The sequence below is a fragment of the Pseudomonas sp. LTJR-52 genome, assembly GCF_003691465.1.
GTDB classification, from domain to species: Bacteria; Pseudomonadota; Gammaproteobacteria; order Pseudomonadales; family Pseudomonadaceae; genus Chryseomonas; species Chryseomonas luteola.
Genome location: NZ_CP033105.1, coordinates 2,814,221 through 2,831,927, shown reverse-complemented (window position 1 = coordinate 2,831,927; position 17,707 = coordinate 2,814,221). Strand labels below are relative to the sequence as shown.

General features: G+C 56.5%; 18 protein-coding genes and 1 pseudogene. 11 read left to right on the top strand and 8 right to left on the bottom strand.

Annotated elements, in window-relative coordinates:
* Positions 1 to 3: 3 nt before the first annotated feature.
* Complete coding sequence (gene bcsR, locus EAW52_RS13290; protein ID WP_010798021.1) at positions 4 to 225, bottom strand: BcsR/BcsP family cellulose biosynthesis protein; 222 nt, start codon at positions 223 to 225, stop codon at positions 4 to 6.
* A gap of 433 nt (positions 226 to 658) precedes the next feature.
* On the opposite strand from bcsR, the gene earP reads away from it, so the two are divergent.
* The 3 genes from earP to EAW52_RS13275 all read left to right on the top strand — a co-directional run bounded on the left by earP (position 659) and on the right by EAW52_RS13275 (position 3,242).
* Complete coding sequence (gene earP / locus EAW52_RS13285) at positions 659 to 1,807, top strand: elongation factor P maturation arginine rhamnosyltransferase EarP (protein ID WP_122042766.1); 1,149 nt, start codon at positions 659 to 661, stop codon at positions 1,805 to 1,807.
* Positions 1,808 to 1,837: 30 nt separating this feature from the next.
* Positions 1,838 to 2,404 carry an elongation factor P gene (gene efp, locus EAW52_RS13280; RefSeq protein ID WP_010798023.1) on the top strand — a complete coding sequence of 189 codons (567 nt, stop codon included), beginning with the start codon at positions 1,838 to 1,840 and terminating at the stop codon, positions 2,402 to 2,404.
* Between the two features lie 91 nt (positions 2,405 to 2,495).
* Positions 2,496 to 3,242: a sulfite exporter TauE/SafE family protein gene (locus tag EAW52_RS13275; RefSeq protein WP_122042764.1), complete on the top strand. Its 747-nt coding sequence runs from the start codon at positions 2,496 to 2,498 to the stop codon at positions 3,240 to 3,242.
* On the opposite strand, the gene EAW52_RS13270 is transcribed toward EAW52_RS13275, so the two are convergent.
* A complete protein-coding gene (locus EAW52_RS13270) occupies positions 3,243 to 4,103 on the bottom strand; it encodes a LysR substrate-binding domain-containing protein (protein WP_218567887.1) in 861 nt (286 codons plus the stop codon).
* Between the two features lie 99 nt (positions 4,104 to 4,202).
* Here EAW52_RS13270 and EAW52_RS13265 point away from each other — a divergent pair, with 99 nt between their 5' ends.
* Positions 4,203 to 4,433: a DUF1127 domain-containing protein gene (locus EAW52_RS13265; RefSeq protein ID WP_122042760.1), complete on the top strand. Its 231-nt coding sequence runs from the start codon at positions 4,203 to 4,205 to the stop codon at positions 4,431 to 4,433.
* A gap of 52 nt (positions 4,434 to 4,485) precedes the next feature.
* A complete protein-coding gene (locus EAW52_RS13260) occupies positions 4,486 to 5,715 on the top strand; it encodes a winged helix-turn-helix domain-containing protein (protein WP_122042759.1) in 1,230 nt (409 codons plus the stop codon).
* On the opposite strand, the gene EAW52_RS13255 is transcribed toward EAW52_RS13260, so the two are convergent.
* Entirely contained in the window at positions 5,696 to 7,042 is a 1,347-nt protein-coding gene (locus EAW52_RS13255) for a class II 3-deoxy-7-phosphoheptulonate synthase (protein WP_122042757.1), read from the bottom strand. The two genes, EAW52_RS13260 and EAW52_RS13255, sit on opposite strands and share 20 nt — an antisense overlap.
* Positions 7,043 to 7,167: 125 nt before the next feature.
* On the opposite strand from EAW52_RS13255, the gene EAW52_RS13250 reads away from it, so the two are divergent.
* From EAW52_RS13250 to EAW52_RS13240, 3 genes and pseudogenes are all read left to right on the top strand, one after another.
* Positions 7,168 to 7,917 carry a spermidine synthase gene (locus EAW52_RS13250; protein WP_122042755.1) on the top strand — a complete coding sequence of 250 codons (750 nt, stop codon included), beginning with the start codon at positions 7,168 to 7,170 and terminating at the stop codon, positions 7,915 to 7,917.
* 239 nt (positions 7,918 to 8,156) lie between these two features.
* Positions 8,157 to 9,864 (top strand): annotated as a pseudogene (locus EAW52_RS13245) (DEAD/DEAH box helicase).
* Between the two features lie 94 nt (positions 9,865 to 9,958).
* Positions 9,959 to 10,612, top strand: a complete 654-nt coding sequence (locus EAW52_RS13240; protein ID WP_122042754.1) for a thiopurine S-methyltransferase — start codon at positions 9,959 to 9,961, stop codon at positions 10,610 to 10,612.
* A gap of 30 nt (positions 10,613 to 10,642) precedes the next feature.
* Here EAW52_RS13240 and EAW52_RS13235 read toward each other — a convergent pair whose 3' ends face one another.
* Entirely contained in the window at positions 10,643 to 12,028 is a 1,386-nt protein-coding gene (locus tag EAW52_RS13235; protein ID WP_010798032.1) for an adenylate/guanylate cyclase domain-containing protein, read from the bottom strand.
* Between the two features lie 223 nt (positions 12,029 to 12,251).
* Between EAW52_RS13235 and EAW52_RS13230 the strand changes: the two genes are divergently transcribed.
* Positions 12,252 to 12,812, top strand: coding sequence for an NAD(P)H nitroreductase (locus tag EAW52_RS13230; protein WP_122042752.1), 561 nt, complete (start codon positions 12,252 to 12,254; stop codon positions 12,810 to 12,812).
* Here EAW52_RS13230 and EAW52_RS13225 read toward each other — a convergent pair.
* The 4 genes from EAW52_RS13225 to EAW52_RS13210 all read right to left on the bottom strand — a co-directional run bounded on the left by EAW52_RS13225 (position 12,793) and on the right by EAW52_RS13210 (position 16,114).
* Positions 12,793 to 14,133 carry a HAMP domain-containing sensor histidine kinase gene (locus EAW52_RS13225; RefSeq protein WP_177411910.1) on the bottom strand — a complete coding sequence of 447 codons (1,341 nt, stop codon included), beginning with the start codon at positions 14,131 to 14,133 and terminating at the stop codon, positions 12,793 to 12,795. The two genes, EAW52_RS13230 and EAW52_RS13225, sit on opposite strands and share 20 nt — an antisense overlap.
* 64 nt (positions 14,134 to 14,197) lie before the next feature.
* Positions 14,198 to 14,644, bottom strand: coding sequence for an LTXXQ domain protein (locus EAW52_RS13220; protein ID WP_122042750.1), 447 nt, complete (start codon positions 14,642 to 14,644; stop codon positions 14,198 to 14,200).
* Between the two features lie 129 nt (positions 14,645 to 14,773).
* Positions 14,774 to 15,451, bottom strand: coding sequence for a response regulator transcription factor (locus EAW52_RS13215; protein ID WP_122042749.1), 678 nt, complete (start codon positions 15,449 to 15,451; stop codon positions 14,774 to 14,776).
* A 78-nt stretch (positions 15,452 to 15,529) separates the two neighbouring features.
* On the bottom strand, positions 15,530 to 16,114 hold the full coding sequence (locus EAW52_RS13210) for a septation protein A (protein WP_019365064.1): 585 nt from the start codon (positions 16,112 to 16,114) through the stop codon (positions 15,530 to 15,532).
* Positions 16,115 to 16,176: 62 nt separating this feature from the next.
* Between EAW52_RS13210 and EAW52_RS13205 the strand changes: the two genes are divergently transcribed.
* Complete coding sequence (locus EAW52_RS13205) at positions 16,177 to 17,049, top strand: PHP domain-containing protein (protein ID WP_122042747.1); 873 nt, start codon at positions 16,177 to 16,179, stop codon at positions 17,047 to 17,049.
* Entirely contained in the window at positions 17,046 to 17,678 is a 633-nt protein-coding gene (locus tag EAW52_RS13200; RefSeq protein ID WP_010798039.1) for an L-threonylcarbamoyladenylate synthase, read from the top strand. Before EAW52_RS13205 ends, EAW52_RS13200 begins: the two co-directional genes overlap by 4 nt.
* The last annotated feature ends 29 nt before the right edge of the window (positions 17,679 to 17,707 follow it).

The window sequence follows — 17,707 nt, the reverse complement described above, 5'->3', positions numbered from 1 at the left end:
ATTTTATGAGGCATTCTTCAGTTTGGCTTGCTCTTGAGTCGGTAGTACGACCTGAAGCGTCTCCAGGAGAAGAGGCCATTCGGCCAACGCTTTATTCAGATTCTGTACAGTCTGAATCTCAGCGTAGCGGAAATTTTGCAAATCGTAATGACGAATTAGCGTGGAAACGTCTTCACGACCACTGTTGCCTGTGGCAACGATCTCAGTAACGGGCAAGGTAGCCATTCTGGTATTGCTCCTGTTTGCAAAGCATCTGGGCTTTGCCGCGTTTATTTCTGATGCACCCAGCGGCGTAAGGTGCAATGGATAAGGCACTTGGAAATAAAAGCGTCATCAAGGGCCGCCATAATAGAGTTGCCCCACTACCGCCTGCGATCCGTGTCTTGAGTACAGTCTGTCCGGTCGCAGCCATGCCTTGAATTTGATTTCCTTAATCCACTCGATTCATTTTGTGAGCCAGTGCAAATTATCGGCGGCTATTCCCACTGCTTAAAGGTCTATCTGGCGCCTTCTGACCGAACGATTTTTTCTCAGGACGAATGGCGTTTTGATGGCATCTGTCTGTTTCCCTTATTTCTAGTTGACCTGAGCGCTGTGTCTGGCTAAATGCCGTCCGGTTGTGACGCTGAGTGCGTCATCCGCTGAGCAGTGAGGGTGAATGAACGCTTCGTGGGATATCTTTTGCAGTGTCGTCGATAATTATGGCGACATTGGTGTGACATGGCGCCTTGCGCGTCAGCTGGTAGCCGAGCATGGTCAGCAGGTACGCTTGTGGGTGGATGATTGGTCGTCCTTTGCACGTATTCATCCAGCCGCAGGCATCAGTGATGATCCTGTCCAACAACATCTGGGCGTCGAAGTACATCGGTGGACAGCCGTCTGGCCCGACGATGTCATTCCGGCAGATGTCGTTGTCGAAGCGTTTGGCTGTCCATTGCCGGCTCCCTACATCGACGCAATGGCTCGACGTGCCTCCCATCCCCTCTGGATCAACCTTGAATACCTAAGCGCCGAGGCCTGGGTAGAGAGCTGCCATCGCCTTCCATCGCCGCAGCAGGGGATGCAGAAATACTTTTTCTTTCCCGGCTTCACCCAAGGAACGGGAGGGCTGCTCAGAGAACAGGACCTGCTCGATAAGCGTTTGCACTTTCAGGCGTCTACTGACGCACGAGCACGGTTTCTGGCTGCCCTAGGCGTTACCCAGACGCCTGGCGAGCGCATCCTTTCATTGTTCAGCTATGAGATTCCAGCACTATCGGAGTGGTTGGATGAACTGGCTCAGGGCGCTGAGCCCACCTTGCTGCTCATTCCTGAAGGCCGTGTATTGAGCAACGTGGCCCATTGGCTGGAGGCTGAAACGTTAAAGGCAGGCGAGGAATATCACCGAGGCGCATTGCGGCTCTGCATTGTTCCGTTCCGCCAGCAGGATGATTATGACCTGCTCTTATGGTGCTGCGACTTCAATGCTGCACGGGGTGAGGAGTCATTCATTCGAGCGCAGTGGGCTGGCCGACCCTTTATCTGGCATATCTATCCGCAGGAAGAGCGTGCCCATATGCTCAAGCTGGATGCGTTCCTGGACCGGTATCTCGTCGGAGCAAGCCCGGCTGCGCAGGTAGCTACGCGTACGCTATGGCACGCATGGAACGGAGAAGGATCTCTTGGGCAGGCCTGGCGTGAATGGTCAAAACATGAAGCCGAAATGACCGCTCATGCGGAAAACTGGTGTGCCCGACAGAGTGAACTCAATGACTTGGCGTCAACGCTAGTACAATTCCATACAGAGCGGCTATTATACGGCGCTTGATTTTCTATCTTCTTCCAAACGGATAACCGCATGAAAACCGCACAAGAGTTCCGTGCCGGCCAAGTGGCCATGATCGACAACGCTCCCTGGGTCATCCAGAAGGCTGAGTACAACAAGTCCGGCCGTAACGCTGCAGTGGTCAAGATGAAGCTGAAGAGCCTGCTTTCCGGCAGCAGTACCGAAACGGTATTCCGTGCTGACGACAAGCTGGAACCAGTCATTCTGGATCGCAAGGAAGTAACCTACTCCTACTTCGCCGATCCGCTGTACGTGTTCATGGACAATGAATACAACCAGTACGAGATCGAAAAAGACGACCTGGGCGATGCGGTTAACTACATCGAAGACGGCATGACTGACGTCTGCGAAGCTGTTTTCTACAATGATCGTGTGATCTCCATCGAGATGCCGACCACTATCGTTCGTCAGATCGCTTACACCGAGCCGGCTGTTCGTGGTGATACGTCTGGCAAGGTGATGAAGACTGCTCGTCTGAACACCGGTTTCGAGCTGAAAGTTTCCGAGTTCTGCGATATCGGCGACCATATCGAAATCGATACTCGTACCAACGAGTACAAGTCACGCGCCAAGGTTTAATCGGCGAGTGTCACAAGAGCCCGGCTGATGCCGGGCTTTTTTGTGGGCCGTGTTTCGTTGGCCCAAAGCACAGTGATGGACAGGATGATGTATGGATGTAACGGCGATTGTGCTTGATATCCTGCTGGGTAGTGTTCTGGGCGTAGTGGGTGGTCTTTTTGGAATTGGGGGTGGTCTGATTGCGATCCCTGTGCTGGGGCTGCTCTTCGGGCTCGATCAGCAGTTGGCACAAGGCACAGCGTTGGTCATGGTCGTTCCTAATGTGCTGGTGTCAATCATCAAGTACAACCAACGCAATCGCATCGATTGGCGTCGTGCAGGTATTCTCTCGGGAGCGGGTATCCTGTCAGCCATTGCAGGGGCGATGCTGGCGGTAGGGCTGGATGCAAACCTGATGAGAAAAGGCTTTGTAGTCTTCCTGCTGTTTCTTGTGGTCTACAATCTCTGGCAGCTGCGCATGAAGAGCCATACGGTGATCAATCCACCTGGAGTCGCCTGGTTGGCAGTACTGGGCGTGTTTGCCGGTCTGGTAGGAGGTCTCTTCGGCGTAGGCGGCGCGGTGATTGCGACCCCCATGTTGACGAGTGTCTTCGGCCTGTCCCAGGTCGTAGCGCAGGGGCTCTCGCTAACCATGGCGCTCCCGGCCACCAGCATTACGCTGGCAACCTATGCGATTCACCATGAGGTCGACTGGCTTATTGGCATACCACTGGCAATCGGTGGTTTCTTCAGTGTCGGGTGGGGTGTAAGAATGGCCCACGCCTTGCCGGAGCGTCTGCTGCGTGGGCTGTTTTGCGGTTTTCTTCTGGTATGCGCCATATTGCTTGCGCTCAAATGATCAGCCAAGACGGAAGCCTTCGACAATGAAGTTTGCGAAGGCCTCCGTAACTTGGGACTCAGTGTTCGAATTACGAATCAGCATGATCCGGGCGGAGGGCAGGCGGGGCAGACCGGCTTCTTCCTCGTTGATGATTTCCAGTTCTGGCGTAGCCAGGCTGTGCAATTGCGCTGTTACGGCAAGGCCGGTGCCGGTCATGGCCAGGATGGCCGACAGGCTGTGGCTGCTATAGGCAACTCGGTAATCGATGCCCGCTGTCTCCAGGGCATTGCACATCCATAGACGGCAAAAACAGCCATGATTGAAGACCGCTACAGGCAACGGGCTTCGCTCAAGAGCGGAGCTGCCAATGGCCTGCATCCAGCGAACGGGTTCTTCTCTAAGGAACTGACCGATTTCGTGGCCTGGCTCGCAGGTCACGATGCTCAGATCAAGGTCATGCCGCTGCAACAGCTGCGCTGATGTCTCGCACTGAACTTCGACTTGCACAAGCGGATAGGCCTGAGCAAAGCGTGACAGAATACCGGGCAGAAAGCGCATAACGTAATCATCAGGAGTCCCGATGCGAACGGTACCTACCATATGGGGCTCGCGTAGCGTATTCAGCACTTCACTGTGCAACGCCATGATACGGCGAGCGTATCCCAGCAGCACCTGACCCTCAGCCGTGAGGCGAACCTGGCGTCCCTCTCGATCGAACAGCTGACGTTGAACGATATCCTCCTCGAGACGTTTCATCTGCATGCTAACGGCAGATTGGGTTCGGTTGACGACCTCGGCCGCACGCGTGAAGCCACCGCTGTCAGCAATGGCGATAAAGGTGCGCAAGAGCTCACTGTCAATGCTGGGGAAGAGGCTCAAAGCATCAATCTCCTGAATGCAAGGCATCAGAACTATTCGTTGGATTGATCTTAGACACGGGCCAAGAATGATGCCACTACATGAAGAGGAGGTATCAGCATGAACGCTCATGAGGTTATCCAGGCTTTCGATAGTGCGCGCCGCAAAATATCGGCTCTCTTGTCCTGGCAGAAAACACATGGAGTCATCAGGGCTTGGCGTGAGCAGGCCAGGCAACGCCAGACCTTGGCGATGTTAAGTGATGACGCCTTGAAGGATCTGGGCTTGAGCCGGGCGGATGCAGAGCGGGAGGGTTCCAAATGGTTCTGGGAGGGACCATTTTCGCGTTGATGTCTGGCAGAGGGTTGACTAGGGTGTCCGTACCCGGCCCTTGGAATTCATCATGTCCGTCCCTTTGTCCCTGTCGTTGAACGAGGCTCGCCGACTCGCCCTGATGGCCCAAGGCTTTTACGGCTTCAAGCCCAGGGGCGAGGTCCGGCATCGGCATATCGAAGCGTTAATGAAGCGTTTGTGCATCCTGCAGATCGACTCGGTCAATGCGCTCGTGCGGTCACATTACCTGCCATTATTTTCTCGGCTTGGGTTCTATCCCCGAAAGCTTCTGGATGAGATGGCGTGGTCATTGGAGAAACCGCACCAGCTGTTCGAGTGCTGGGGGCATGAAGCCTCCCTGATGCCGATGGAGGATTATCCGCTAATGCGCTGGCGCATGGAGCGGGCCGCTCAGGGGCAAGGCATCTATCGGGAGCTGGCACGGCTTGGGCGTGAGCAGCGCGCCGTGATTGAAGCGGTGCTGCAGGCGGTACGGGAGCGGGGCGCGCTTGGCGCAGGAAGCCTGACGACCCGAGTCGGCAAGGCGGGACCTTGGTGGGACTGGAGCGTCGAAAAAAAGGCACTCGAATGGTTATTTGCGGCTGGAGAAGTAACGGTGGCAGGCAGGCGTAGCTTTGAACGTCTATACGATCTGCCTGAAAGGGTGATTCCGAAGGCCATACGAGAAAAACCGCTACTGAGTGAGGCGGAGGCCCAGCGCGAGTTGATCCGCCGAAGCGCAGCAGCTATGGGGGTGGCGACCGAAAAGGACCTACGAGACTATTACCGGCTCGATCCTGCTGATGCCAAGGTGCGTATCGCAGAATTGGTGGAATCCGGCGAGCTGCTGATGCTGACTGTAGAGGGCTGGAAAAAGTCGGCCTTTAGCCTTGGCGAGCCGCAGCAATCCCTGCGTGCGCGACACGTGAGCGCGCTGTTATCACCTTTTGACTCGCTCATTTGGGAGCGCGCCCGTACGGAGCGATTGTTCAATTTCAGGTATCGGCTGGAGCTCTATACGCCTGCTCATAAGCGAGTGTATGGCTACTATGTCTTGCCTTTTCTCTTCAATGAGCACTTGGTTGCACGGGTAGACCTGCGGGCTGAGCGCGCCTATGACCGGCTGACGGTACATGCCCTGCATGGTGAGGAGGGACACTTGAGCGAGGAGGCTGGTCATTCGCTGGCAACCAATCTCCGCCAGTTGGCCAACTGGCTTGGCTTGGCGGAGATCAGTCTGCATGGCAGTGCAGCGGTGCTCAAGGCACCGCTGGCTGAGGTCAGCGGCGGACCTGCTTGAGGGTTTCCGCAATCATGAAGGCCAGTTCCAGAGACTGGTCGGCATTCAGACGTGGGTCACAGTGGGTATGGTAGCGGTCGCATAAGCCGGCCTCGGTAATAGGTCGCGCACCCCCGATGCACTCAGTCACGTTCTGGCCGGTCATCTCGATGTGAATGCCGCCCGCATAACTGCCTTCAGCTTGATGCACTTGGAAGAACTCGCGAACTTCCGATAGAACGCTGGCAAAGTCACGCGTCTTGTAGCCACTGGAAGCCTTGATCGTGTTGCCATGCATCGGGTCCGAACTCCAGAGCACCAGGCGGCCCTCTTTTTGTACAGTCTGAATCAGGCGGGGCAGGTGATCACCCACCTTGTTGGCGCCCATCCGTACGATCAAATTCAGACGGCCGGGATCATTGTCCGGGTTCAGCGTATCGATGAGGCGTATCAGGTCTTCCGTTGACGTCGTCGGTCCAACCTTTACGCCGATCGGGTTATTGACACCCCGCAGGAACTCCACATGCGCGCCGTCGGGCTGGCGGGTACGGTCGCCAATCCAGAGCATGTGCGCAGAGCAGTCGTACCAGTCACCCGTCAGGCTGTCACGACGGACAAACGCCTCTTCATAATTGAGCAGCAGGGCTTCGTGAGCGGTAAAGAAGCTGGTTTCCTTAAGCTGCGGTGCGCTTTCCAGTCCGCAGGCACGCATGAAGGCGAGAGTTTCGTCAATGCGGTCCGCCAGTTGATGGTAGCGCTCGGCCAAAGCCGAGTTCGCAATGAAGTCCAGGTTCCATTTATGTACCTGATGCAAGTCGGCAAAGCCGCCCTGGGCGAAGGCACGCAACAGGTTCAAGGTTGCCGTCGCCTGGTGATAGGCCTGCAGCAGACGCTGAGGATCCGGTACGCGGTTGGCTTCATCAAAGGTGATGCCATTAACGATGTCGCCACGATAGGCTGGCAACGTGACGCCATCCTGGGTTTCTTCACCCGAAGAGCGAGGCTTGGCGAACTGGCCGGCCATGCGACCCACCTTGACCACAGGGCACCCGGCGGCAAAGGTCATCACCACGGCCATCTGTAGCAGTACCTTGAACGTATCGCGGATCTTGCCGGCAGAGAACTCCGCAAAGCTCTCCGCGCAATCACCGCCCTGAAGCAGAAACGCCCGGCCATGGGTAACTTCGGCAAACTGACGACGCAATTCACGGGCTTCGCCTGCAAATACAAGCGGTGGAAAACTGGCCAGGGTGCGCTCGACGTCGCTTAGACGCTTGGCATCGGGGTAGACGGGTTGTTGCTGGATGGGCAGTGCTCTCCAGCTGTCAGGGCTCCAGGGTTGAGTCATGATGGCTACTTGCTTTACGGATTATCCAATTGGGCAGGCATGTTAACCGATTAACAGCCTTTGGCGCTGATAGACGTGCTATATCAGTCTGCCTAAGATGGTGTGCTCTGTATAAAGGAGTCGACATGGATACTCAGGAGCGGTTACTGGCGGAAGTACACGACGAACATGGTCGTATTCGAGTCGTGGAAGCAGGGGAATACCGCTTTCTCGAGTTTGGAGACGAAATCGAGCAGAGTTGCGTATCCACTGGCAATCCCGGCTGGTTGGAATATGAGTATGGCCGGGCCATGCTGATGGGCGCGCTTTGCCATCCTGAACCACGGCGGGCGGTATTCATGGGCTTGGGTGCCGGAACACTGACGCGTGCCTGCCTTGATCATCTGCCATTGCAGGATGTCGAGGCAATCGAGCTGCGCGAAGCGGTACCGCCGCTGGCTCGACAGTATTTCGGTCTTGGTGACGATCCGCGCCTGCATATCCGCATTGGCGATGCGATGGATCTGCTGGACAGCTGCGAGCCAGCCGATCTGATTTTCGTCGACCTCTATACGGATGTAGGCCCCTCAGCCGCTCACTTGGCATGGGGGTTTCTGACAGGCTGCCAGAGCCGCCTCAATCCTGGTGGCTGGCTCATCATCAACCAGTGGAGCAGTACCGACGACAAGCCCCTGGGATCTGCATTCCTGCGCGGCATGTTCAGGCACCACTATTGGGAGTGCCCGGTGCCTGAGGGCAATGTCATCATTCTGGTGCCGGCCAGCTTCGAGCAAACCCTGGACCGGAGCGGACTGTCGGTACGTGTCGGTGCCATGGAGGAGAAGACTGGTTACTCACTGGGCCATCTGGTCGATCTGATTCGTCCGGCGAGCTAAATGCTTAGCCTTGAAAGCATTTTTGAGAAAGGCTGGGCTAATCCTGAGTTTTCCGGTATGATACGCCTCGGTCTTTTCAGACCTTTCCGTTCAGGAACTGCATTTTCCCGGTTCGCACCGGCCATAGCCTTGCAGTGCGAACTATTCCAGATGTAACACCACGTAATTTACTCATTCGCAAATCCTCACCTCGTCTGCCTGGGTGACTTCGGTCTATCGGAAATTAGCAGCACTAGGTCTTGGGTCTTTGCGATGTACAGAGGCAAGACAATGACCCAGGAAATCGGCGGTTTCGCCGCTCTCGATCTTAATCCTAACGTACTGGCGGCAATCAAGTCCGTTGGCTACGAAGAACCTTCTCCTATTCAGGCCCAGTCGATTCCAGTCATTCTGGCTGGCCACGACATGATCGGCCAGGCTCAAACGGGTACTGGCAAGACAGCCGCTTTTGCGCTTCCGTTGCTGTCCCGTATCGACCCTGCTCGCCGTGAGCCACAAGTCCTGATATTGGTGCCAACCCGTGAGCTGGCCCTGCAAGTGGCAACAGCCTGCGAAACCTACTCAACAGAAATGCCGGGCGTTAAGGTCGTTGCTTTATACGGTGGCGCGCCCATGGGCCCACAACTGCGTACGCTGCGTTTGGGCGCTCAGGTTCTGGTTGCTACGCCGGGCCGTCTGTGTGATCACCTTCGTCGGGATGACAAGATACTGTCCACTGTTGGACGTCTTGTACTCGACGAGGCGGATGAAATGCTCAAGCTGGGCTTCATGGACGATCTCGAATTCATTTTCGAAGCGATGCCTGAGTCGCGTCAGACCGTGCTGTTCTCCGCTACGCTGCCGCCGTCGATCCGTGCGATCGCCGAGCGTCATCTGAAAGAGCCCAAGCACATCCGCATTGCAGCCAAGACCCAGACAGTTGCCCGTATCGAACAGGCTCACCTGATGGTTCACGCTGATCAGAAGCCAGCCTCCGTGCTGCGTCTGCTGGAAGTGGAAAACTTCGATGCCCTGATTGCTTTCGTGCGTACCAAGCAAGCCACGCTGGACATGGCTGAAATGCTCGAGCGTCAAGGCTATCGCGTCAGTGCCTTGAACGGCGACATGCCCCAGGCTCAGCGAGAAAAAGTAATCGAGTCGCTCAAGGACGGATCGCTGGATATCGTGGTTGCAACAGACGTTGCTGCGCGGGGTCTGGACGTGTCTCGTATCACGCACGTACTGAACATCGACATGCCCTATGACCCAGAGTCCTACGTACACCGTATCGGTCGTACAGGTCGTGCCGGTCGTGAAGGTCGTGCGCTGCTGCTAGTAACGCCGCGTGAGCGTCGCATGCTGCAGGTCATCGAGCGTGTAACAGGTCAGAAGGTTGGCGAGATTCGCCTGCCTGATGCCGAAGCGGTACTGGAAGCCCGCATTTCCCGCCTGGCGGACAGTCTGGGTGCGCTACTCGCGGACGCAGAAGAAAACCGCGGTGCGCTGCGTGACGAGCTGTGCGAGCGTCTGCAGTGTGATCCGACAACATTGGCCGCTGCGGTATTGGCCAAGCTGACTGCTGGCCGTGCGCTGGATATCGACACGGTTCGCCGTGAGCAGCCGCTGACACCGGCGCCTCGCTCCGATCGTGGCGAGCGTCAGAGCAGTGGTGGTCGCAGTGAGCGTGGCGAGCCACGTGATCGTCGTCCGATGGCGCCACTGCCGGAGGGTCGCGTGCGTTGCCGTACAGCCCTTGGTGCACGTGATGGCATCGCTGCCAAAAACCTGCTGGGTGCTATCCTTAATGAGGGTGGCGTTCAACGCGAGGCGATTGGTCGTATTCAGATCCGTGAATCCTTCAGCCTGATCGAGTTGCCGGAAGAAGGACTCGAAGGGCTGCTGAATCGTCTGAAAGATACGCGTGTAGGTGGCAAGCCGCTGCGTCTGCGTCGTTATCGCGAAGACTAAGCAGTGTGATTTGCAAAAAGCCCTGGCCTTGTGCCGGGGCTTTTTGTTTTCAGGTGTTGGATGCCTACTGTCTAGTTATCAGCAAGGAGGTCATGTGGAAGCAGCATTCTGGATATCCAAGTGGGAGCGCAACGAGATCGGTTTTCACGTGCCTGAAGTCAGTGCTTATCTCACACGAAACTGGGCGTCACTGGAGCTAGCTGCCGGGTCGCGCGTACTGGTTCCGCTTTGTGGAAAAACACTGGATATGGTCTGGCTGGCAGAGCAGGGCTATCAGGTCGTGGGCATTGAACTCTCCCAGGTGGCGGTCGAGTCATTCTTTGCCGAGCAGGGAATAAGCCCGATGCAGGAAAAGCGCGGTGATCTGGTGCTCTACAAGGCAGGACCTTATGAAATTGTGCAAGGTGATTTCTTCAAGGTAGGCGCACAGCAAGTGGCGGCATGCGCTGGCTTCTATGACCGAGCAGCTTTGATTGCCTTGCCGGAAAATATGAGGCCTTCTTACGTTAAGCAAATGGGCAGGCTTATGCCAGCCAAGGCGAAAGGACTCCTCGTAACTCTTGAATATGACCAGGACAAGCGCGCAGGCCCGCCGTTTTCAGTGTCAGGGCACGAACTCCATGCCTTGTATGGCTCTGCTTGGGGGCTGACCTGTCTGGAGCGCAATGATGTACTGGCGGAAAACGCCAAATTCGCCCGGCAGGGGGTGATCCGGCTTGATGAGGTGGTGTACCAAATCAGTCGGTAGGAAAGGGGGCAGCAATGCGCTGCCCCTGATTCAGAGAATGACTTTGTCTCGCAGCTTTTCAGCAGCCTGCTGCAAGGCCTGGATGACTTTTTCCTTGTCATAGTTCTGGATGCTATTGGTATCCAGGTACATGGAAAAGCCTGGGGCTTCATGCTCCATGTAACTGGGTGAAGCGCCCAGATCACGGCGGAAATCTACGACCTGATAGATCTGAACCGGGCGGCTGAAGCCCTTCACGCTAATCTGGCTTTTATCCCGGCACATGATGACGTCCTTGATCAACGAGTAGGTCTCATGGCTGATCAGAATTTCCCCGGCATCGGCCGCACTTTCAAGCCGGCTGGCAAGGTTTACTTCACGGCCGATGATCGTGTAGTCCATCCGTGTGCTGGCACCGAAGTTACCGACTGTGCAGTAACCCGTATTGAGGCCCATGCGGATTTCCAGAGGCTTGGTAATGCCCTGGCTACGCCACTGCTGCCTGAGAACTTTCATGTGCTTGCGCATGGCAATGGCCATGGATACCGCTGCAACCGCGTCCTTCTTCGCGCCTTGGGTATTGGGATCACCAAAGAACACCATGACGCAGTCCCCTACGAATTTGTCGATCGTACCACCGTACTTGATGGCAATTTTCGACATCTCGTTGAGGTAGTTGTTGAGCATGTCCGTCAGCGCTTCGGCTTCAAGCTCTTCGGACAGCTCCGTAAACCCTTTGATGTCGGAAAAGAACACGGTGAGCTTTTTACGCTGGGTCTCTAGGATGACGTTCTTTTTACCAGTAAAGATCGACTCCCATACCTGAGAAGGCAGATACTTGGAAAGATTATGGGCTAGGTTCGCGGCTTTTTCATGTTCAAGCTTGAGTTCTTCCTGCGCCTGGCGCAGGCGAAGCCGCTGTTCATACATGAAGTACGCTGTCATGCAGAGGTGCAGACTGGTGCCTACGATACTGACAAAGGTAACCAGAAGCGGTGTGTGCGGTTCGATGTGCTCCAGCGCGACCGCACTGGTCGCCAGTAGAGCGCTGAAGGCTGTCAGCAATGCAATAGCAGCATAGCGGCCCCCTCCCATCAATAGGGAGGTAAACGTCAATAGCAGCAGGACCATGAAGCTGGGTACCAGCGAAAAGCCTAGCAGCAGAATGCTGATACCCGCATGCACCGAATCGATGAACAGTAGGATCAGGTCGGTTTCCTGGTTGCGGTTGCGGCGGAAGCGTATGCTGACCTGTTGAGCCACATGGGGATACAGCAGCGTGTAAGGCACCAGCCACAAAATGTTGTATGCGAAGTGGTGGGCATAGGCGCCTGCGGCAATGGTGGCTGCCAGGGCAAGATAGGCCAATGCGCGAGAATAGTATTCGCCTAGGTACTCGGATGGGCTGTTGGCGTGTCGATGGGTCAGAAACTTCATAGAGTCGAACCATCTGGAAGAAAAAGTGATGCCATGGTAACCCTCAAAAGTCTTGCAAAGAGCTGTGCCAGAATAGCGTCGCTGGCGAGCGCGATCTTAGCTGAGGTCGTTATTCTCGTCCAAAGTCTTTACTTGTTACCGATGAGCAGAAGTTTGGCATGGAGTAATGGCACAATTCAGCCGGTCTGTACAACAACGATCGTTTTGATGAAAAGAGGTGTTCATGGATGCACTCGATGTGCTGCTTAACCGCGTTTCCGTTGCTCGCTTGACCGAGCCTGCCCCTACGGCAGAGCAGTTGAAAACCCTCTTTGCTGCCGCGTTAAGGGCGCCCGATCATAAGCAGCTGCGCCCCTGGCGCTTCCTGACGATTCAGGGGGAAGGGCGCCAGGCGCTGGGCGAGTTGTTTTCAAGGGCGGTTCTGGCTCAACGCCCAGAGAGTCCGCCCGAAGCCTTGGCCAAGGCGCGCAACATGCCTATGCGTGCGCCTTTGCTGGTGGTGGCTGTGGCCTGCATTCAAGAGCACCCTAAAGTACCTGCGCAGGAGCAGATCCTGGCAGCAGGATGTGCCGCTCACGGTCTGGAGCTGGCAGCTTATGCCATGGGGTTAGGCGCTATATGGCGCTCCGGCGATCTCACGCATGATCCTGTCGTACGCGAAGGGCTGGGCATTGGTGCTCACGAGGAAATCGTTGGTTTCATTTACCTGGGGACGCCGGAAGTTACTCCGCGCAAGCCGGTAGCGTTGGAAACGAAGCAATTCGTCAAGACTTGGCCGGCGTAATCAGGCTTGCGGGAAGCTCCAGTGTGGCGACGAACCCACCCTCGGGATGGTTGGCGAACACGAGCTTTCCCCCATGTCGCTCGACCGCGCGCCGAGCGATGGCCAGGCCCAGGCCGTAACCCTGACCCGTCTGGTTGGCCGCACGATAGAAGGGTTCGCCCAACCGTGGTAGGTCTTCATTCGCCACCCCTGTTCCGTGATCACGCACTGCGATAGTCAGTGTTCCCCCGGTCTGGTGGGCTGTAATTTCCAGCGGCGTTTCAGGTGGATTGAAGCGCAGTGCATTACGGATCAGGTTATCGATGGCGCGTTCGAGCAGGTCAGGCCATCCGTGTAGCATCAGGGTAGCGGGTACACTTACCTCGATCCGCTGCTCGGGTGCGGTCAGCTGAGCGTCATCGCACAGGTGTTCGATGAGTGCATTCAGAGGGATGTCTGCCCTGTCGCCAGATTCGCCGTCCAGGCGGGCCAGCGCCAGGATCTCACCGATCAGCGTTTCCAGACGATTGCATTCCTGTTCCAGCCTGGGCCACATGGCGGCGCGATCTTCAGGGGTCGCGCGCTCGGCCAGCGCAAGGGCAATGCGAAGTCGGGCAAGAGGCGAGCGTAACTCGTGAGAGACGTCTCGAAGCAGTTGACGCTGGCTGACTATGAGACTTTGCAGGCGGTCGCCCATTCGGTTGAAGTCCTGTGCCAGTACGCCAAACTCGTCTCTTCGCTGAGAAAGCTTGGCAAGGCTGTCCTGCTGATAGGCCGTACGTCCCAGATCATGCACAGCGCTGCGCAAGCGGTTCAAGGGTCGGGTAATCGCCAGCGTTAACAGCAGACTGAACAGCGTCAGAACCACAAAGGCAATGACCAATACACTGATAGGGAAGAGCACTGAATCGCGCCGCCAGGCGTTCAGCTCGGGCAGTGGGATATGGTAAATGAACAGGTAACTGCGCCCGCTTTCGCTGCTGGTATATTCCGTAGTAATCCGGCGCCAGGGCGGCGGTCTTCTGGGGCCGCGTTTTTCCATTTCCATAACGTGCGGAGGGAGGGTGCCGGGCACCAGTAGCGTCCCGTTCTCGCCCAGTACCTGTATATCGACGCCAAAGCGGCGCTTACGGTGTTCGAGCAATCGTTGGGCCGCGTCCTCGCCTTCATGCTCGTAGCGCTCGACCCACTTGGCGGGCAGCTGTTGAAGGCCGGGGTGGCGGGAGAGGATCCAGGAATCCTGATCGAGAATATGCCCCAGGAGCATGGTCAAGCCGACTGCCGACAGGATTGCCAGCCAGAAGGTACCGAATATTCGCCAGAACAATGTTCTCAAGACCATGTAGAACCCTGGTTTGGATGGAAAACTGCCCAGCCGGACTAGCCGGGCTAGGCAGTTTCAAGCGTCAATTGGATTTGTGTTCTTTCTTCCACTGCTGGAATTCAGCCCATTCCGCTTTGCGCTGTTCCTGCTTCTTGGTCTGTTCATCGAACTTTTTGCGCTGATCAGGCGTGAGCTGATCGCGAATGGTCTTGTGCGTCTTTTCGCGGTTGGCCTTGAGCTCATCCTTCATGGCCTGGCGCTCTTTTTCTGGCAGCTTGTCCAGGTACTTGTGAATGATGTCCTGGCGATCGTGCATCTCCTGACCCATCAGCTTACCGATGGTACGGTGCTGCTCAGGCGTCAGATCAAGCTCGCGGAACGGGCCGCCCATCATGTCGCGATGTCCCTTGGGGCCGTCCATATGCATGCCGGGCGGGGGCGGCGGCATGTCATCGGCTGGCGCAGGCGCTGCAAAAGACAAGGTAGGCAGCAGGGAAGCGAACAGCAGGGCGGGAATCATCTTGCGCATAAGGTTCTCCTTTTTGAGAGCCGGTATCGACCGGATGAGTCCACTTTAGCGGAGGCAAGGTCAGGCGCCGTCAATCAAGGTAAAGCTTGGGTAAATACGCAGTCAGTAAACTGTGTCGTACCGTGCTGGCTATTCACTGTAGTAATAGCCGCGGCCTCTAATGGCCATGATGCGGGGTCTGCCATCCGCATGGGCACCCAGTTTCTTGCGCAGATTGCTGACATGCATGTCGAGGCTGCGATCGTAAAGCGTAAGCTTACGTCCCAGGGCAATCTGGGCCAGAGCCTGTTTATCCAGAGGGTCACTGGGTTGGCGAAGCAGGGCTTCCAGAATGCGGCTCTCGGTAAGTGTCAGGTTGACCTCGTGCTCGCCGATGTTAGCGACGCCTCGGGCAACGCTTAATGACAGATCACCCAGCTGTAAACGGGCTGCGGGCTGCGCCGGATGGCTGCGGCGTAGAACGGCGCGCAGGCGCGCAGTCAGCTCTCGCGGGTCGCAGGGTTTGGCCAGATAGTCATCCGCGCCCAGCTCCAGGCCCAGGATGCGATCCAGGGGTTCGCCACGGCCGGACAGCATCACGACAGGTAGCTCGGGGTAGTCGCTGCGTAGCTGCTTGAGCAGCTCCAGACCACTTCCATCAGGCAGCATGACGTCTAGTACTACTGCAGAAGGGGTGTGGGCAGCCAGTTCCTGGCGTGCAGTCACGCCATCGTGGCTGGCGCACACTTCGAATCCTTCCTGCTGCAACCAGGCACTTAGCAGATCGCAAAGCTCACGATCGTCATCGATCAGAAGAATTTGGCTCATTACGTTAGGCTCGTCGGGAACCGGAAGCAGGCTACCGACGTATGACAGGCCGGCAGCTGTATGAAGACTTCAGCGGTTCTAGGATTTCTTGGAGTCGCTGTCATGCAGATGCCTAGACAGGTAAATGCCCTGACCAATCATGAAGAGCAGCGTCATGCCCAGGCTGCCAAACACCTTGAAGTCCACCCAGATGCTCTCGAACGTAAAGGCGACGAACAAATTAGCAAAGCCGCAGACCAAGAAGAAGATGATCCAGGCAATGTTGAGGCGTACCCAGATCGCATGAGGCAGGGTCATGGCATGGCCCAGCATCCGTTCGATCAGCGGTTTGTCACCAATGAAATGACTGCCGATGAAGGCCAAGGCAAACAGCCAGTTGACCACAGGCGCTTTCCATTTCAGGAAAGTTTCGCTGTGGAACGCCAGGGTCATGCCACCAAACACCAGACAGGCCACCAGCGTCAGCCATTGGCCTTTCTCCAGACGTCGCTGCTGGATGAAAAGGATGCCATAGACGATGACTGACGCAATGATCAGAACCGCTGTTGCACTAAAGATGCCGCCCAGTGAGAAGGCATGACCTGCGAACTCGACGGTTCGAGGTTCAAGCTTGAAGACGATGAAGAACAGAAGCAGGGGGATGAAGTCGATAAGTTGTTTCATTTAAGCAGCCGGAGCCAAGACATCCGGGCATAATAACAGACGAATCAAGACGAGGAACCAGGATGCGTGTCGATCTGCACTGCCACAGTACGGCTTCCGATGGGACATTGGCCCCGGCCGAGGTGGTTGCACGCGCCTATGAGCGGGGCGTTCGGTTACTGGCCCTGACCGATCATGACACCTTGGAAGGATTTGCCGAGGCGCGACAGACGGCCGATAAGCTGGGATTGACGTTACTGACAGGCGTTGAGCTCTCCTGTACCTGGGGCGGCGCGACCATCCATGTATTGGGCTACGGCTTTGACAGCGACTCTCCAGACTTGAAGCAGGCGCTACAGGCCCTTTACACGGGGCGTTGGGCGCGGGCCGAAGAAATTGATCGACGTTTGGCTGCCAAGGGCATGCCGGGGGCGCTTGAAGGCGCTCAGGCTATTCAGCAGGCGCTGGGTGATAGCCGTAATGCGCCTTCCCGCCCTCATTTCGCTGAGTTTCTAGTGCAGGCAGGTTATGTTAAGGACAGGGGCGAAGCATTCCGCAAATGGCTGGGCGGAGGCAAGATCGGTGATGTCAAGCAGCACTGGCCGACCCTGGAGGAAACAGTCACAACCCTGCGTGCGGCCAAGGCCTGGATTAGTCTGGCTCATCCATTGGCTTATGACTTCACGCGGACCAAGCGGCGTAAGCTGATCGGTGACTTCATCATGGCCGGCGGGCATGCCCTGGAAGTGGTCAATGGGGTCCAGCCAGCCGAACAGGTTGGCATGTTGGCAATTCTGGCGCGTGAGTTCGGTCTGATGGTTAGTGCCGGAAGTGATTTCCATACACCGAGTGACTGGTCTGACCTGGGCATGTACCGTCCGGTCCCTGAAGACCTGCCTCCGCTGTGGGCACGATTCGGCCATGCCATCTACCCAGCCAATCAGGAGCCAACGTGAGCCAATACATCGAGATACATCCGCAAAATCCCCAGCCGAGGCTGATCCGTCAAGCCGTGGATATCATTCAAAGCGGCGGCGTGATCGCCTATCCCACCGACTCGTCTTATGCATTGGGCTGTCGGATCGGTGAGAAAAATGCCGTAGAACGCATCCGGCGAATTCGCCAGCTGGACGATAAGCACAACTTCACTCTGGTATGCCGCGATCTTTCCGAGCTTGGTTTGTATGCCAAGGTCGACACGAGCACCTTTCGACTGATCAAGGCACATACGCCAGGGCCTTATACCTTTATTCTCAACGCCACCCGTGAGGTGCCACGCATTCTGCTGCATCCCAAGCGCCGTACCATTGGTGTGCGAGTGCCCGAACATCCAATTACTCAGGCGCTTCTGGAAGAGCTGGGGGAGCCGCTGATGAGTGTCAGCCTTATCATGCCCGGCGAGAAAGAGTCGCTATCCGACCCTTATGAGATGAGAGACCAGCTGGACCATCTCGTTGACCTGATCATTGATGGTGGAATGGGGGGACTTGAGCCCTCTACGGTGGTCAGCCTGACCGACAGCGAGCCGGAAGTTCTACGTGTTGGCGCTGGTGATCCAGAGCCGTTTGAGCGTGAGCGTGCATGAGCGAGCCAGGCAGTCCTGACGTGAACGAG

Excerpts from the sequence above, each read along its gene's own strand:
- EAW52_RS13250 (WP_122042755.1), top strand. The coding sequence starts at position 7,168 with ATGGATACTCAGGAGCGGTTACTGGCGGAAGTACACGACGAACATGGT.
- EAW52_RS13220 (WP_122042750.1), bottom strand. The coding sequence starts at position 14,644 with ATGCGCAAGATGATTCCCGCCCTGCTGTTCGCTTCCCTGCTGCCTACC.
- EAW52_RS13225 (WP_177411910.1), bottom strand. The coding sequence starts at position 14,133 with ATGGTCTTGAGAACATTGTTCTGGCGAATATTCGGTACCTTCTGGCTG.
- EAW52_RS13275 (WP_122042764.1), top strand. The coding sequence starts at position 2,496 with ATGGATGTAACGGCGATTGTGCTTGATATCCTGCTGGGTAGTGTTCTG.
- EAW52_RS13260 (WP_122042759.1), top strand. The coding sequence starts at position 4,486 with ATGTCCGTCCCTTTGTCCCTGTCGTTGAACGAGGCTCGCCGACTCGCC.
- EAW52_RS13235 (WP_010798032.1), bottom strand. The coding sequence starts at position 12,028 with ATGAAGTTTCTGACCCATCGACACGCCAACAGCCCATCCGAGTACCTA.
- EAW52_RS13205 (WP_122042747.1), top strand. The coding sequence starts at position 16,177 with ATGCGTGTCGATCTGCACTGCCACAGTACGGCTTCCGATGGGACATTG.
- earP (WP_122042766.1), top strand. The coding sequence starts at position 659 with ATGAACGCTTCGTGGGATATCTTTTGCAGTGTCGTCGATAATTATGGC.
- EAW52_RS13255 (WP_122042757.1), bottom strand. The coding sequence starts at position 7,042 with ATGACTCAACCCTGGAGCCCTGACAGCTGGAGAGCACTGCCCATCCAG.
- bcsR (WP_010798021.1), bottom strand. The coding sequence starts at position 225 with ATGGCTACCTTGCCCGTTACTGAGATCGTTGCCACAGGCAACAGTGGT.
- EAW52_RS13230 (WP_122042752.1), top strand. The coding sequence starts at position 12,252 with ATGGATGCACTCGATGTGCTGCTTAACCGCGTTTCCGTTGCTCGCTTG.
- EAW52_RS13265 (WP_122042760.1), top strand. The coding sequence starts at position 4,203 with ATGAACGCTCATGAGGTTATCCAGGCTTTCGATAGTGCGCGCCGCAAA.
- EAW52_RS13210 (WP_019365064.1), bottom strand. The coding sequence starts at position 16,114 with ATGAAACAACTTATCGACTTCATCCCCCTGCTTCTGTTCTTCATCGTC.
- efp (WP_010798023.1), top strand. The coding sequence starts at position 1,838 with ATGAAAACCGCACAAGAGTTCCGTGCCGGCCAAGTGGCCATGATCGAC.
- EAW52_RS13215 (WP_122042749.1), bottom strand. The coding sequence starts at position 15,451 with ATGAGCCAAATTCTTCTGATCGATGACGATCGTGAGCTTTGCGATCTG.